Consider the following 13,837-nt stretch of genomic DNA (forward strand, 5'->3'; position numbering starts at 1 on the left):
AGCTCATTGATTTGGTAATAGCTGTTGCTTGAGTTCATTGAGATAGAGTTCTGTGCCAATAGGCCCAGGCAATCCTAAACACAGATAGGCAGGGATGAAATAAACTCGTCCGGCTTTGCTGGCATTTAGGGATTGAACGATCGCATTACGTTCCCAAGCTTGCTTCAATCCCGATAGTTGCTTTTCACGAAACGTTTCGGCACTGTCGAGTCTGGTAAGATCACTTCCCAGCAAAATGATGAGATCGGCGTTTTTGATCTGACTGAGAGTTTCAAGGGAAATGGGGACAGGCATTCCGGGTCTATTTTCTTCTGCGCCTTCAAGAGTAACAAGATTAAACCCCAAATCTGTTAGTAAAGAACTGCACAATCCATGAGCACTATTGCCCATATAGATTTCTTGTAACTGACCAGAGCTTAGCAGTAAAACGTTAGGGTATTGAGCTACAAAAGTAGAAAACTTATCTTTTCCGGCCGCAATTTTTTGCTCTATTTCTGTCAGTAATGAGTCTGCCTTTTCGGGATAGCCAACCGCTTGAGCGATCGTCCTCATATTGGTCTCCGCATCATCCCACTGCAACACCAGGGTGGGCGCAATGTCAGACAGGGTTTCATACTGATCTGCATTGATAAAATCAGTGCCAAGAATTAAATCTGGTTGAACTGCGAGCAGCGATTCAATCGAGGGTTGACCAGCCGATCCCAAATTCGTCAGAGAATGAGTAATATATTCCCCCAGATAGGGAATTTGTTGGCTGGGATTGTCATACTTCCCCAGATGCCAAGTGGATAGGTCTGCAAATGCGATCGGCCCACGAGTCTGGCATTCACCAGGATGGGGTGCTGAAGCACAAGCTGACCTACGAAATCATGGATGCCCAATCGATTGGCTTGAACGATAACCAGATCGTGCTGGGCAAACATTCGGGCCGTAACGCTTTCCGCACTCGTTTGAAGGAACTGGGCTTTGAGCTGAGCGAACAAGAGCTGAACCGGGCTTTTCTTCGGTTTAAGGAAATGGCCGACAAGAAGAAAGAAATCACCGATCGCGATCTGGAAGCGATTGTGAATGACGAAACCCAGCAGGCCCCAGAACTGTTTAAGCTGGAGCATGTGCAGGTATCTTGCGGGGATCATGCTCGTCCCACTGCCACCGTGATTATCCGCACGCCCAATGGTGAGGAACTGATGGATGCCGCCATTGGCACAGGTCCCGTGGATGCAGTCTACAAAGCGATCAACCGAGTGGTGAATGTGCCGAATCAGTTAATCGAGTACTCGGTGCAGTCAGTCACAGCCGGGATTGATGCGTTAGGGGAAGTGACAATTCGCCTTAAGCACAACGACCGGATTTTCTCAGGTCACGCCGCCAATACTGACATTATTGTGGCGTCGGCAATGGCCTACATGAGTGCGCTGAATCGGCTCTCGGCTAGTCTGCAAAGCGGTAAGGTGCTGCATCCCCAGCATGATACGGCTCAGCCGGTTGGTTGATCCCGTTAGGTTAACGCACTCGCGCACAGAAACACCTTTTGAATATTGCACTGCTTCACAAATTTAGGCTGCCTGTCCGGGTAGCCTGTGTCATTTTGTCCGCTGGTGCGGTCGGTCATTCGCGAATTGTTGCTCATCTACCAATTGCGGAGACACGACCGGTATTCAGCTGCTCTTGCAAAAACCGAACATCATCACCAGTGCTATTGCGTCGTAAACGCAGCTTGTGGGAATGGTAAATCGAGGTGGCTTTGCTACTGGATCGCTCCAGTTAACGTAAGTGACAATGCTGGGAAGATGCTGGAGTATTTGCAACTAAAACGATTGCGCCTTCATTCATCCGCCATCCCGCTGCTTCGACAATGGGTGCAGCATCCGCAGGTGCAGTTTCAGCTTGGGGGAATCGCAGATCGGCCAAAACCTCACTGTCGCTCAGAGGTTCGTAGGGCGTTGGAGCTAGCCCACTGCGGCCCGTTGTGAAAAACTCGGCCCTCGAACTGGATTGCACTACCTCACAGCCTTGCGCCGGACGATCGCTGAGGGGAACTGAGGCCAGAGCTGGCGTAGCCGTGCTGGGATTGACGTTGGGGCTGCGGATAATCACCTCTCCGGGGGTGCCAAAGGTAGAGCTGGCAGTGATATCGCTAAGGTTGGTGGGTTGGGGTTGGGGCGTAGTTCCCAGGATCGCGTCGGCGGTAATAGTGACTCGGCCTCCCCTGCCCGTAAACGCATTGGCGCGGATATCGCTATCTTCCACCGGAGCCGCCAGGATAAAGCCAGTGTCGATGGTGAGATTACCTCCGTCCCCGCCTCGGTTTTCTACGCCCGCACTGGTTGAAACCTGACTGTTGCGGCGCAACACCAGCGCCTCCTGAATCCTGGTGGCAGCGCCGGCCCAGGGAATCAGGGTTGCTTGGTGCGCCTGCGATGCCGCCCTATAGTCAAAATTGGCGTGTTCCTCTGATCATCGTAGCCATATTGGGTTTCGCATTTCCGTTAGTCGGCATCTCACTCATCGTTGTTCTGTCATTAGACTATTTCGTTCTGTCGCGCATTCCTGCCCTCAGGCAGATTTTTTATTGATTCGTAGTCCATAATTCGCGATTGGAAAATCCTGCCTCTGAATATAGTTCACAGTGCGTCTGGATCAATATTTAATTCACGTAGTTTGGCGGCTAGTTTCTGGTTACGAGCTTCCGCTTCAGTAATTTGCTGTTGCGCTTGCGTAACTTGCTGTTCGGCCAATTCGGCTCTTTGCTGCTCTGCGCGGGCCGATTCTTCGGGGGTCAATACCAACTGTCCTTCTGGGGTAAAAAAGCGTAACTGCTGATCCTGAATGCCTAGAAATAGCTGAAGCTGCTGGCTCCAGCGCCATCCCTGTGAATTCGGCTGAATTGGTTCATATTGTCCATCCATTAGATGAAACCCTTCAAACTCCAAGCTGTCGGGGTCAAACCAGAAGTAATCGGGTGTCCGAAACGTGTCCTGATAGATCTGCTTTTTCAATCCCCGATCTGTTTTGGCGGTTGAGTCAGACAGTAACTCAATGATCACGTTGGGATATTTGCCGTTTTCTTCCCAGACTACCCAGCTTTTGCGTGGCTTGCGTTCAGTGTTGAGTGCGACAAAGAAGTCGGGGCCTCTGAAATCCTCTGACTTACGCTGATGAGGACTGTAGTAAACGGTGAGATTACCAGCGGCAAAGAAGTCATTGCGGTCGCGCCAGTACCATTCGAGACAGGCAAGCAGCAGGAGCAGTTGGCGTAGGTGCAAGTAGGTTTCCAAGGGTGGTTCGTCGCTATAGAGATCGCTAGGCGGGAAGACAGGGGTTTCTGCTCCGCTCCGTGCTGCATCGGCAAGGGGAGGCGTTTCTGGATGCGCAGTTTCCTGATTGGCGATGGACATAGCAGTTCAGGCGAGAAACAGTACAATTATTCTACTTGATTTTGTCTGGCCTGGCCGGTTTGCCTCAGTTAAGGTTGGGAGGACTTGAGCGTTGATCGCATTCTATTAACGAGAGCAGTGGTGAATAGGAACATGTAAAAAGCAATTAGAATAAAATCGAGTAATTTAAGAGAACAATAAAGGGATTTTAATCAATATAGCAACATCAAATCTTGCTCACTGTAGTGGGCAAAGTTCAACACCGAGGCTAGAAAAATGATTTGCACTTCGGGTTCATCCCCTGAACAGCCTATTCTGCCACAGGTTCAAATTTTATTGCAGCAATGCTGCCAATAGGGTGCTTGCAAACCCGCAATTTGGTGTAAAGTGAAAACGTTGGCTTCCTCACACTCGATTTCTTATAGGCATGCTTTTCTCATCGTAGCCCTGCTGTGGTGGGCTATGGTGTTGAGTCTTGTAAGAATCCTCTTGGTTTAGTAGGATCCTTGCCAGTGGTGTTGACCTTTTGAATGGTGTGGAGTGGCCAAAGTGGGCATCAAAGTAAATAAACCCAGATAAAAAGATGGAAATTTGAATTGGATGGTTATGAGCAGGTGCTTTGATAATTACATCCTGATTAAATTCGCGCCGCCAAAAATTCAGCCACACTCCGGGCAACAATTCCATGCCGCGACAATAGCCCTGCCCGATATCGGTCGGCACGCCCATCAGATCCTCAAAATCATCCAGAGCCAGATTATCAGGACAGGTTGCAGGCGCTTGGAGGCACAGGTCATCCCACTCAGCTTGGGTAACAATAAGGGTCATAAAGAGCTAATCAGAGGACTGCTCAGAAAGCAGGCTAGTTGCAATTGATTCCTAGTAATTCTACTACTATTTAAAGTCAGCGATCGGGCTATCAGCCTAAGTTTGAGCTTGATTGAAGCAATCTTCTGTTTTCACCCATTCTCACCCATAATCACAGCAGTAATGACAGCAGTAATAACAGCAATAATGACAAGGCAGCATCAATAACAGTTGCATACGGACTGTCTACTTCTTCCCACCGACAGAGTCACTGCTCACCCAGTTGGTAGAGACTAGACGCTGTCAAAATTCGCTATGGTTCTGAACAATTGACACAAATCACATGCAAACTTGCGGGCAACAGTTCATTGGAGCACAGTTCGGAGCACAGCTATGTTTGGAGTAAATCAACTAAAAACGACTGCACTCTTAGGGTTACTGAGTGGCTTAATTGTTTTAGTTAGCTATTACCTGATTGGCAACGAACAGGGATTAATTCTCGGTCTGATTTTTTCGGCCTTTACCTCCATCGGCTCCTGGTATTTTTCCGATCAAGCCGCCTTGACGGCCTATCGTGCCCAGCCATTAAGCCGTGAACAAGCGCCAGAGCTATTTGACATGATTGCTCGCCTCAGCCAACGGGCCGAAATTCCGATGCCGAAGGTATTCATTGTGCCGACCAAATCACCCAACGCCTTTGCCACAGGTCGCGATCCAGACCATGCAGCCGTGGCCGTGACCGAAGGAATCATGGAACTGCTTTCCCCTGAGGAACTAGAAGGCGTACTAGCGCATGAGCTGACCCATGTGAAAAACCGCGATACTCTAACCCAGGCCGTGGCAGGTACGTTAGCGGGTGCGATTACATTTCTGGGCCGGATTCTCAGTTTCGGAGCATTGTACGGACCCGTTACCTACGATAACCGCCGTAATCCCAATCCGTTCGGACTGTTGTTCCTGATTATTTTGGCACCGCTTTCGGCAGGTTTGATTCAGCTCGCCATTTCTCGTACTCGTGAATATGCGGCAGATCAAGGCTCGGCTGAGATTACCGGCAATCCGTTGGCTCTTGTGAATGCCCTGCGTAAGCTAGAGCAAGTTGGGCGACAAATCCCGATGAATGGCAACCCGGCTTTTTCACCGCTGTTGATCATCAATCCTTTGTCAGTAGAAGGACTGCAAACCCTATTCCTTACCCACCCCCGCACCGAGGATCGGATTCAGCGGCTGATGGAATTAGCTCAACAGCAGCAACCAGCCACAACCGCAATTGCATAGTCTGATGCTACAGTTTGGTCTGCTATCCCGAGTCTGCACAGATCTATTCAATGGTTTGTTCAGTTTCTGCAATGCCTACAGAGGTCTTATTGATGCGACAGCAAAATCCGGTTTGCCGGGCGGAATACTAGACTTCTAAATGAAAGTAGCGTAAAATCAATTCAGATTAATTACTAAATCCCTATCGGCTTACCGTATTTTTGGTTTGTGGTTACTGAAATCTACTTTTTTAGGCAGTTTCATCAGTGCTAAATCCTAGCTTTGGGTTTTGCTGATGTCTGTGTTCTAAACCTGTGCAGTTTATTCCTAAGGAGATGGATCAATGACCTCCCTCAAGCCTTATGATGTCGCCGTAAAGCTAAGCAGCCATAGCAACGACCAGAGGCTAACCTCAACGCGAATTCGAATTCGGATTCCGAAACGCTATCAGCAAGAGCCAATCATTTCCAATTTGATCTCTCAGTACAGCTTGACAGTGAACATTGCCGCCGCCCTCCTAGGAGCCAATGCTAGAGAAGACGGCTGGTTTGATCTAGAGCTTCAGGGCACCGTACCGCAAATTCAGAGTGCTTTGCTGTACCTAAACGACCTAGATTTAGAAATCTGGTACGACTCTGAACAGGATGACTGGTAAGACTGCAAAAGCTGTTGGGCTAAGGTGGCTGCCTGCTGGCGCAGTTCGGGTACGGCTGTGGTTTCCCAGAGGCGGCCTTTTTGTGTTGGCCCCAAGGTAAACAACCAGTTGGACATGCAACCATTTGTTTCAATCAATGCACCGTTGGCCGCGACCTCAAGTCCCAACCCAAGCGGATCGGGTAAGACCAACCCAGTTTGAAGTAAGTCTGCAATCAAAGGATGGTGGAATCGATCATAGTTGCAGGCAGCTCCAGTACAGTTGACCACCGTACTAACTGTCAGGCAGCGTGGCTGATTGTTTGGACGAGCGCGAAAGTAGACCTCAACTGCCTCAGTCTGTTCACGATAATCCTGAATGCGTCCAGTCCAGAGCTGCAATTGTCCTGTTTGGATGAGATGGTGAATTGTTTTGGCAACTTCAGGAGCAACCCGGTGGCGATGCACCTCCCAATAGGGTCGAACATGCCGCAGAAAACGCCGCCGCTCAATTAGAGATAACGACTGCCAAATTGTCTGAGTATAGGGGCGCAAACCATCGATCACTGCTCGCCAATCGCTACCTTGCTGCTGAGCTAGTTTGATTTCTTGTCGCAGCCACCTCAACAGAAACCGGGTTGTGTGAGATCCACTAGGTGGAGTAATGCAGTATGGCAGAGTTGGCTGATGGGTTTGCGGTAGAAGACCACGCCGAGAAATCACATGTATAGTGCTCCGAAATCCTCGTTGATGCAATGCTATAGCCCAATCCAGCATCGTTAGGCCAGAGCCAATCAGCAGCAGCGGCTGATCCAAATCCATCTGTTGCAATGCCTGATTCGACCAAGGATTCCTGATGTAGCGCTGACTTTGATAAAACCCTCGATCTGCAACCGCAGGATCCGCCGGCGGTAGGTTGCCCAGCGCCAGCACGACCTGATGCACCGACAGCATGCGTCCACTCTTGAGATAAACCGCTGCTGGATTCGGCGGCCTCTGGCTGGAACACGGTGGAGCGGGAAGGCATTTCGATTCGTCACCCGGCTCGCTTTGTCTTGGTCGGTTCTGGCAACCCTGAGGAAGGTGAACTGCGGCCCCAGTTGCTGGATCGATTTGGCCTCCATGCCGAGATCCGCACCGTGAAAGATCCAGCGCTGCGGGTGCAAATTGTAGAACAGCGCTCTGAGTTTGACCAAGAGCCGGAAGCCTTTTTAGAAAAGTATCAGCCGCAGCAGGAAGCACTTCAGCAGAAGCTGATCAGAGCACAAGAACTGCTTAAATCCGTGATGATTGACCACGACCTGAAGGTGAAAATTTCCCAGGTCTGCGCTGAACTCGATGTAGATGGCTTGCGCGGCGATATTGTCACTAACCGTACGGCCAAGGCGCTGGCGGCCTACGAAGGACGAACTGAAGTAACGGTAGATGACATCCGACGGGTAGTGGTAATGGCGCTGCGGCACCGTTTGCGCAAAGATCCGCTAGAGTCAATTGATTCTGGCTACAAGGTGGAAAAAGTATTTAACCAGGTGTTTGGAATTGCCGATACCGAGAGCCAAAACGGTAAAGGTTAGCATACTAGTGATTGGCAATAATGGATGAATAATTCAGTAGGAGTGCTCTTAAAAGGGCACTTTTTTAGTTCAGAGCTAAGGGAGAATCCTGTAAGATAACTATAAGAAAAAGCACTCAATCGATTCAGAATTTGTTATGCAAGCAACTGATACTACATGGTCACAAACAGAAAAGCAAATTGCTCGCACTGCTTTTAACAATGCCTATCAACGAGAACTCGATTATTTAATTAAAACAGTACGTGAGCAATCTAGTTCACTCACTGAGATTGACGATGTTTGGCGATTGCATGACTTTCTGAGTGCTCGCAGACATGAAATTGATGGTAAGTATGACTATCGCTATTCGGTCCTGGTGTTTGTTCTGGCTTCGTTGGTTCGAGAAGGATGGCTACAACTGAGTGAATTGGAAGGACTAGCAGTAGATAAACTAGCTAAGATTACTGCGTTAACACGTATGTGAATCTCGTAGCCATTCATGATGAACTGATGGATTACACATCTGCTGATGCTAGGTTGCAATTCCTGGAGTACTTAGCAGCGCAAACAAAGAAACTCTGAATTTTCTATTCTGTATATTGGGTGTATGCAGAGTAGAAATCTAGATGACTCTTTGGGTGTTGATTTAATTTCTCTTGAATTGGTAAGGGGGCTTACATCAGGAAATACATCTCACTTTGTCCTGATTCCGTAATGCCCCTATGTAAGCTGATGAGAATTCTGCTCTATTGATTGATTATGATTGATTGCTCTATCTGATAGGTTCTATCAACTGTTTACTACTCTACGCGCCCTCTGAAGGCGGAAACTCATGCGCTTTCACTTCTTTGGCGTAGGATTGCACAGCTTCAATGATGGTTCCATGCAGGTCAGCATAGGCTTTAGCAAAGGATGGTCGCCAGCTTGAGAGGCCCAATAAATCTGCCGTTACCAAGATCTGTCCATCGCAGTGTGGCCCTGCCAGCAACTACCGGCATTTCAAAAGCAGAGCAGGAGGCTATTCTGCAGCTGCTTGACCAAATTATTCACAACTTTCTTTAGCAGATCCAGCTCCATAGGGTTGCTTTTTTGTAAGTTAATCAATATATTAATTGTTAGCATATTAAGTAATTTGGATTTAGCACAACTCAGGAGATACCTAGGCAGAATTCGAGATATTGCATGATTTCTTGCATAGCTTCCCGTTCTCATAGCTTGCTCACCGTAGGCTACGGGCTTTTCTTGGATGCCGCCAGGATCTGTCTTTTGCTGTTTAGAGAGGATGACAACCATTTAGGAGGAGTCATGCTAAAGTTAAGTATTCAACAAAAAAACTGGTTGCTGTCAGCGCATATTGGTTTTGCTGCACTCTGGACAGGAACCGTATTGAGTATGTTCCTTTTAGCCCTACGGAATACGAACTCTGATAATTCAGCTACACTGTACACGCTCGATTCAGCGATTAATCTACTGGATGACTGGATCGTAATTCCCGCAGCAATTGGTTCAGTCGTTACAGCTACCTTTCTCTGCTGGATGACCAACTATGGGTTCACCAAGTTCTACTGGGTGATGACAAAATGGGTGCTGACAACTGGGCTGATAGTTTTTGGAACATTCTGGTTGTTTCCTTGGGGTAACAATGCTGAGCAGCTATCAGGACAAGCAGGGTTGCAGGCTCTGAGCAATCCACTCTACCAGTTTGATGCTAGAGGGGTATTGATTGGCACTTTGATTCAAGCTGTTTTCCTCTTTATGATTATTGGCATCTCCGTGCTCAAGCCCTGGGGTAGACGGCCAACTCAAGCGAGGTCTCAGGCTCACATCGATTAACAGCTCGCTAACTAAATCGATTCGGGCTAGAATAGTGCCTTCAAAATCATCAACCTTACCATTCAACTCAACCCCTATGAGCTGCCAACACCTTGATGCGCTGAACGCAGAAAACCTGATCTCCAAAGCCAACTATCCGGTGTTTCGCTGTGAAGAATGCATCAAAATCAATAGCCGCTGGGTGCATCTGCGGATTTGCCAAACCTGCGGTCAAATGCTGTGCTGCGATTCGTCTCCTAATCAACATGCTCGGCGTCACTACGAAGAAACTGGCCATCCGGTGATGAGTTCGGCTGAACTGGGAGAAGAGTGGCTGTGGTGTTTTGTGGATCAGCAGAAAAAGAACTATTGAGACGAGTGATTATAACTAGGCTGGCAACAGCGTAAAATAGATGAGATAGTTTTGCATTAATTTTTTGCATCAAATATTTGCATTGACTATTTGCATGAACTATTTGACCTGGTATCGTTCTATTTCCTGAGTGCCATGCCCATCACCCTTGCCCAAGCCGATTACTCAGCGCTATTCGACGAAATGGAATCTGGCCAATCCCCCGGTTCCGATCTAGACGATGTTACCTGGAACTATCCAACAGCATTGGGGCAAGGTTTTTATCGCTCGATTCAGCTGCGAGATGGCTTAGAGCTAGCGATTGTCCATTACCAACTGCGGGATGACCTGATTCTACAACTGCCTGCTCGTCCCCATGTCAACGAGTTAGGCATCGAAATTCGCATTGCTCACTATCCTCCCTATACGTCCAAGTACAATCCAATTGAACATCATTTATTTCCCCATGTCTCTCGTGTGTGTCAAGGGGTGATCTTTGAGAGTGTCCAGACTGTTCAAGACCTGATAGCAACAGCAACCACTCGCACAGGAGTGACTGTGTTTGCAACCATTCTTGAGAAGACTTATCAAACAGGGGGAAAAGTGGCGGAAGGATTCAAAGCCAACATGAAAATTGTCTTTGATGAATTCTTGCCGCAGTGGAACTACACGGCAAAGCCAGAATTACAGGTTATTTAATCCAAAATCCTTACTATGATCACCGCTAGTTCGCATCCTGTAGAGTATTGAGATCGTCTTGAAACTCAGCGACATCATAATGAACACAGATACCTCGATCTGCCAACAGTTTTTGAAACTGCATCCGATGCAGTTTTACTAACTCACTCGCTTTTCCCAAACTAATTTTGTCTTGTCGGAACAGCATAAGCACAATTTCCAGAAATAGCTCGTTTTCTGAAAAGCCACTGGCTCTTACTAAATCGTCTGAAATCACCAAACTCATGCTTCTCCCTCCAACTCTTAAATCTTCTGCTTAGATCGTAGCAGCCAAAGTAAAAACAGGTTAAGCTCTTGACAGTTCTAGCTCTTGTGGCGGCGCGGCATAATACTGCGTTGGTACGGACGGAACAGAGGCTATCGGTGGGAATTCAAGATCGTCTGCCGCCGCACAACTTCACCGTTATACGGCTTCGGCTACAGGTTATGGCGACAATTAGCAGTTTGTCTGTTAGCGCTGATATCTAGTCAGATTTGAAAGGGTTGGTAGAGTCGTAAATACGTGTTAGAAACTTAGCTGAGTGCAAGTGAAAAGATGTTGGAAGAGCAAGAGCAAACGTGTCTATATCTGATGTGTGGGTTGCCTTGTTCAGGAAAGACTACTTTTGCAAGTCAGTTGGCAAAAGAAAAAGGAGCAATGATTTTTTCACTAGATAAGCTTGTTCTGTCGCTTTTTCCTGAAGAGGATACCTTTGCAACTCATCATAAGTATGTTCAGAGAGTTCAAGATGTTTTCTTCCCAATTGTGTCGGATTTGCTTTGTCACGGCTATAGCGTTGTCATGGATTTTCCTGCTCATACAAAAACTGAACGGGATCAGCTACGACACCTTGCTATTCAAGCCAAAGTGAAAATTCAGTTATATTATCTACAAGCAGAGTTAGAAACGATTTCAAGACGTATTCAACAGCGCAATACTGCGTTAAAGGACGGTGAGTACCAGATTCCTGCCTGGCTACTTAGCATGATTATTGAGAAACTTGAACCGCCGGATGTTTCTGAAAATGCAATCGAGGTTTGGCTAGAGTGGTAACAACTTATGATTTTGTGAGATCAGCCGTATAACAATATGTCCCAGTTGGGACTGAAGCACGAAAAGCCCTGGTAGTGCCTGACCACCCACAACTGAGGGTCGTGCGCCAAGGTCAATTACTGGGCATTGCCCGTTCCAGCTTTTACCATCGTCCCGAAGCCCCACCCGTCGATGATGTAGGCCCGGTCGCAGACGCGGAGGGTCTGCTGGACGTTGTGGTCGGTGATGAGGCAGGAGATGCCGCGGTCGCGCAGACGGCGGATCTCGCGCTGGAGGTCCTCGACGGCGATGGGATCGACGCCGGAGAAGGGCTCGTCGAGGAGGATGATGCGCGGGTTGGTGATGAGCGCGCGGGCGATTTCGAGCTTTCGGCGTTCGCCGCCCGAGCAGGTTCGCGCGGGGTGGTCGGCTTTGTGGATGAGCCCGAACTGGGCGAGGAGGTCGGCGACGCGGGCGCGGCGCTGGGCCCTGGAGAGCGGGAGGGTCTCCAGGATCGCCATCAGGTTCTCGGTGCAGGTCATGCGACCGAAGACCGAGGGTTCCTGCGAGAGATAGCCCATGCCCAGCCTGGCACGCTGGTACATCGGGAGCCCGGAGACGTCGTGGTCGTCGAAGAGGACCCGGCCGTCGTCGGCCTCGATCATCCCGATCGACATCCGGAAGCTGGTGGTCTTGCCGGCGCCGTTGCGTCCGAGCAGCCCGACGATCTCCGCCGGATTGACGGTGAACGACACGCCGTCCACGACGGTCCGCCCGGCAAAGGTCTTTCGCAGGCCCTGGGCTTCCAGCAGCGACACGATCGGGCAGTGTAGGGGCGGCGGGCGGGTCGCGCCGATGCCCTGTCCGATCGGGCGGTCGGTGCTTGGCCGGGAGCTCGACGTATGAGCGTGCCGGATGGAGGGCGTTGGGCCCACGCGGGAGCGGGGCGCGTCGGGCGTGCCGCGTTTCCCTAGACTGCGGGTCCGATGCAGACGATCAAGGGCATCCCCGTGTCGCCCGGCGTGGTCATCGGGCGCACTTTCGCGCTCGACGACGAGCGCTTCCGGATTGCCAAGCGCTCGATCGCTCCTGGAGCCGACGAGCAGGAAGTCAAGCGATTGGACGCGGCACTGGCGCAGTCCAAGGCTGAGTTGGTGGAGGTGCAGCGGTCGGCCGAGCGTCAGATGGGGGCCGAGGCGGCGAAGATTTTCCTGTTCCACCTCGGGATGCTGTCGGACCGGAACCTGATCGGTCCGATGCGCGACCTGATCCGGAAGGAGCGGGTGACCGCCGAGTACGCGGTGTGGCGGACGTTCCAGGACTGGGCGGCGCGGTTCCAGGCGATGAAGGACTCGGCCTTCACGACCAAGGCCAACGACCTGGAGGATCTGGCTGGTCGGGTGCTGAAGCAGCTGATCGGGGAGCACAAGACCCGCCTCAACGAGCTGCACCACGAGGCGGTGGTGGTCGCCACGGACCTGACGCCCTCGCAGACCGCGGGGTTCGACCGCGACAAGGTCGTGGCCTTCGCGACCGACCTTGGCGGGCGGACGAGCCACACCTCGATTGTCGCGCGGGCGCTGGGCATCCCCGCGGTGGTGGGGTGCGGCGACCTGACGCGGGTGGCGACCGATGGCACGCCCGTGATCGTCGACGGCGACCGCGGGCTGGTGATCCTCGATCCGACGCCCGAGCAGCTCGACGACTACCGGCGGATCATCGAGCAGCGACGGGTCTTCAGCCTCGTTGTCTGAACACGAAAAAATCCCTATTGAGTCAGAGTGTCAACGGCGGTAGAGTACAGCTCATACCTGGAGGATAAACGATGAGAAGGAACTGGTTCGCGGCTGCGTGTGTGTGTGTGTGTGTGACCGCCGATCGGGCATGGTCACAGCCCCCGTCCTCGATTCCGACAACGTCGTATGAGCAGGATGTCTGGCAGGGCACGCTCGGCTTGCCGGGCTGGAGCACCAGTCAACCGCTGATGCTCGGGCGGATGCAGGCCGACGGTTCGAGAGATGTGTGGGCGTATGTGCCAACCGGCAGTGGGCAGTTCACGATGCAGCACGCCGGGTGGTTCATGGAGACCTCCCGGTTCAATGCCCCGACCGTTCCGGTCACAGGCCCGGAGGTCCACGAAGTCGACGGCGTGACGTTCATCCACCTCGGAGACTCGGTGTCGGTCGTATCCGGCGAGGTGCGAGGCCATTCCGGCGCGACGTCGAACATCGTCGCCCCTTTGGTGACCAGCTCGTGTTCGATCTCCACGCACACAAACCCCTACCACATTGAACTG

19 protein-coding genes are annotated in these 13,837 nt (G+C 50.7%); 10 read left to right on the plus strand and 9 right to left on the minus strand.

What is annotated here, in order from left to right:
- Positions 1-3: 3 nt before the first annotated feature.
- The gene (locus JVX88_RS28350) at positions 4-807 is read right to left on the minus strand and encodes an ABC transporter substrate-binding protein (RefSeq protein ID WP_211628908.1); all 804 of its coding nucleotides are present in this window, start codon (positions 805-807) and stop codon (positions 4-6) included.
- Between JVX88_RS28350 and JVX88_RS28355 the strand changes: the two genes are divergently transcribed.
- Positions 801-1,493 carry an alpha-isopropylmalate synthase regulatory domain-containing protein gene (locus JVX88_RS28355; RefSeq protein ID WP_317134469.1) on the plus strand — a complete coding sequence of 231 codons (693 nt, stop codon included), beginning with the start codon at positions 801-803 and terminating at the stop codon, positions 1,491-1,493. The genes JVX88_RS28350 and JVX88_RS28355 overlap by 7 nt on opposite strands.
- A 271-nt stretch (positions 1,494-1,764) precedes the next feature.
- Here the strand turns inward: JVX88_RS28355 and JVX88_RS28360 are convergent, their stop codons facing one another.
- The 3 genes from JVX88_RS28360 to JVX88_RS28370 all read right to left on the minus strand — a co-directional run bounded on the left by JVX88_RS28360 (position 1,765) and on the right by JVX88_RS28370 (position 4,205).
- A complete protein-coding gene (locus tag JVX88_RS28360; RefSeq protein WP_211621891.1) occupies positions 1,765-2,352 on the minus strand; it encodes an S-layer family protein in 588 nt (195 codons plus the stop codon).
- Between the two features lie 272 nt (positions 2,353-2,624).
- Entirely contained in the window at positions 2,625-3,398 is a 774-nt protein-coding gene (locus JVX88_RS28365) for a Uma2 family endonuclease (protein ID WP_211621892.1), read from the minus strand.
- A 384-nt stretch (positions 3,399-3,782) separates the two neighbouring features.
- Positions 3,783-4,205 carry a hypothetical protein gene (locus tag JVX88_RS28370; protein WP_211621893.1) on the minus strand — a complete coding sequence of 141 codons (423 nt, stop codon included), beginning with the start codon at positions 4,203-4,205 and terminating at the stop codon, positions 3,783-3,785.
- Positions 4,206-4,577: 372 nt separating this feature from the next.
- Between JVX88_RS28370 and JVX88_RS28375 the strand changes: the two genes are divergently transcribed.
- The gene (locus JVX88_RS28375) at positions 4,578-5,462 is read left to right on the plus strand and encodes a zinc metalloprotease HtpX (protein WP_211621894.1); all 885 of its coding nucleotides are present in this window, start codon (positions 4,578-4,580) and stop codon (positions 5,460-5,462) included.
- A 322-nt stretch (positions 5,463-5,784) separates the two neighbouring features.
- Entirely contained in the window at positions 5,785-6,096 is a 312-nt protein-coding gene (locus JVX88_RS28380; protein WP_051925104.1) for an NIL domain-containing protein, read from the plus strand.
- Here the strand turns inward: JVX88_RS28380 and JVX88_RS28385 are convergent.
- Positions 6,024-7,028, minus strand: coding sequence for an FAD/NAD(P)-binding protein (locus JVX88_RS28385; protein WP_211621895.1), 1,005 nt, complete (start codon positions 7,026-7,028; stop codon positions 6,024-6,026). The two genes, JVX88_RS28380 and JVX88_RS28385, sit on opposite strands and share 73 nt — an antisense overlap.
- Positions 7,029-7,084: 56 nt before the next feature.
- Here JVX88_RS28385 and JVX88_RS28390 point away from each other — a divergent pair, with 56 nt between their 5' ends.
- Complete coding sequence (locus tag JVX88_RS28390; protein WP_317134470.1) at positions 7,085-7,648, plus strand: hypothetical protein; 564 nt, start codon at positions 7,085-7,087, stop codon at positions 7,646-7,648.
- A 136-nt stretch (positions 7,649-7,784) separates the two neighbouring features.
- A complete protein-coding gene (locus JVX88_RS28395; protein WP_211621896.1) occupies positions 7,785-8,111 on the plus strand; it encodes a hypothetical protein in 327 nt (108 codons plus the stop codon).
- Between the two features lie 321 nt (positions 8,112-8,432).
- Here JVX88_RS28395 and JVX88_RS28400 read toward each other — a convergent pair whose 3' ends face one another.
- Positions 8,433-8,615, minus strand: a complete 183-nt coding sequence (locus JVX88_RS28400) for a 3-methyl-2-oxobutanoate hydroxymethyltransferase (protein ID WP_211621897.1) — start codon at positions 8,613-8,615, stop codon at positions 8,433-8,435.
- Positions 8,616-8,932: 317 nt separating this feature from the next.
- Between JVX88_RS28400 and JVX88_RS28405 the strand changes: the two genes are divergently transcribed.
- The 3 genes from JVX88_RS28405 (at position 8,933) to JVX88_RS28415 (ending at position 10,490) form a co-directional block, all read left to right on the plus strand.
- Positions 8,933-9,460, plus strand: coding sequence for a hypothetical protein (locus tag JVX88_RS28405; protein WP_211621898.1), 528 nt, complete (start codon positions 8,933-8,935; stop codon positions 9,458-9,460).
- 76 nt (positions 9,461-9,536) lie between these two features.
- On the plus strand, positions 9,537-9,812 hold the full coding sequence (locus JVX88_RS28410) for a UBP-type zinc finger domain-containing protein (RefSeq protein WP_211621899.1): 276 nt from the start codon (positions 9,537-9,539) through the stop codon (positions 9,810-9,812).
- Positions 9,813-9,902: 90 nt separating this feature from the next.
- Positions 9,903-10,490, plus strand: a complete 588-nt coding sequence (locus JVX88_RS28415) for an ISAzo13-like element transposase-related protein (RefSeq protein WP_211621900.1) — start codon at positions 9,903-9,905, stop codon at positions 10,488-10,490.
- 25 nt (positions 10,491-10,515) lie between these two features.
- On the opposite strand, the gene JVX88_RS28420 is transcribed toward JVX88_RS28415, so the two are convergent.
- Positions 10,516-10,755: a UPF0175 family protein gene (locus JVX88_RS28420; protein WP_211621901.1), complete on the minus strand. Its 240-nt coding sequence runs from the start codon at positions 10,753-10,755 to the stop codon at positions 10,516-10,518.
- A gap of 309 nt (positions 10,756-11,064) precedes the next feature.
- On the opposite strand from JVX88_RS28420, the gene JVX88_RS28425 reads away from it, so the two are divergent.
- Positions 11,065-11,562, plus strand: a complete 498-nt coding sequence (locus JVX88_RS28425; RefSeq protein ID WP_211621902.1) for an AAA family ATPase — start codon at positions 11,065-11,067, stop codon at positions 11,560-11,562.
- A gap of 116 nt (positions 11,563-11,678) precedes the next feature.
- Here the strand turns inward: JVX88_RS28425 and lptB are convergent, their stop codons facing one another.
- Positions 11,679-12,359, minus strand: a complete 681-nt coding sequence (gene lptB / locus JVX88_RS28430; protein WP_225931203.1) for an LPS export ABC transporter ATP-binding protein — start codon at positions 12,357-12,359, stop codon at positions 11,679-11,681.
- 168 nt (positions 12,360-12,527) lie between these two features.
- On the opposite strand from lptB, the gene JVX88_RS39285 reads away from it, so the two are divergent.
- The gene (locus tag JVX88_RS39285) at positions 12,528-13,295 is read left to right on the plus strand and encodes a phosphoenolpyruvate-utilizing N-terminal domain-containing protein (protein WP_225931204.1); all 768 of its coding nucleotides are present in this window, start codon (positions 12,528-12,530) and stop codon (positions 13,293-13,295) included.
- 134 nt (positions 13,296-13,429) lie between these two features.
- On the opposite strand, the gene JVX88_RS28440 is transcribed toward JVX88_RS39285, so the two are convergent.
- Positions 13,430-13,813, minus strand: coding sequence for a hypothetical protein (locus JVX88_RS28440; RefSeq protein WP_211621903.1), 384 nt, complete (start codon positions 13,811-13,813; stop codon positions 13,430-13,432).
- Positions 13,814-13,837: the final 24 nt, after the last annotated feature.

The sequence above is a fragment of the Leptolyngbya sp. 7M genome (genome assembly GCF_018128485.1).

Bases quoted from the DNA above. Each gene is read 5' to 3' on its own strand.
- JVX88_RS28420 (WP_211621901.1), bottom strand. From the start codon at position 10,755: ATGAGTTTGGTGATTTCAGACGATTTAGTAAGAGCCAGTGGCTTTTCA.
- JVX88_RS28365 (WP_211621892.1), bottom strand. From the start codon at position 3,398: ATGTCCATCGCCAATCAGGAAACTGCGCATCCAGAAACGCCTCCCCTT.
- JVX88_RS28375 (WP_211621894.1), top strand. From the start codon at position 4,578: ATGTTTGGAGTAAATCAACTAAAAACGACTGCACTCTTAGGGTTACTG.
- JVX88_RS28405 (WP_211621898.1), top strand. From the start codon at position 8,933: ATGCTAAAGTTAAGTATTCAACAAAAAAACTGGTTGCTGTCAGCGCAT.
- JVX88_RS28410 (WP_211621899.1), top strand. From the start codon at position 9,537: ATGAGCTGCCAACACCTTGATGCGCTGAACGCAGAAAACCTGATCTCC.
- JVX88_RS28370 (WP_211621893.1), bottom strand. From the start codon at position 4,205: ATGACCCTTATTGTTACCCAAGCTGAGTGGGATGACCTGTGCCTCCAA.
- JVX88_RS28385 (WP_211621895.1), bottom strand. From the start codon at position 7,028: ATGCTGTCGGTGCATCAGGTCGTGCTGGCGCTGGGCAACCTACCGCCG.
- JVX88_RS28425 (WP_211621902.1), top strand. From the start codon at position 11,065: ATGTTGGAAGAGCAAGAGCAAACGTGTCTATATCTGATGTGTGGGTTG.
- JVX88_RS28355 (WP_317134469.1), top strand. From the start codon at position 801: ATGCGATCGGCCCACGAGTCTGGCATTCACCAGGATGGGGTGCTGAAG.
- JVX88_RS39285 (WP_225931204.1), top strand. From the start codon at position 12,528: ATGCAGACGATCAAGGGCATCCCCGTGTCGCCCGGCGTGGTCATCGGG.
- JVX88_RS28395 (WP_211621896.1), top strand. From the start codon at position 7,785: ATGCAAGCAACTGATACTACATGGTCACAAACAGAAAAGCAAATTGCT.
- JVX88_RS28380 (WP_051925104.1), top strand. From the start codon at position 5,785: ATGACCTCCCTCAAGCCTTATGATGTCGCCGTAAAGCTAAGCAGCCAT.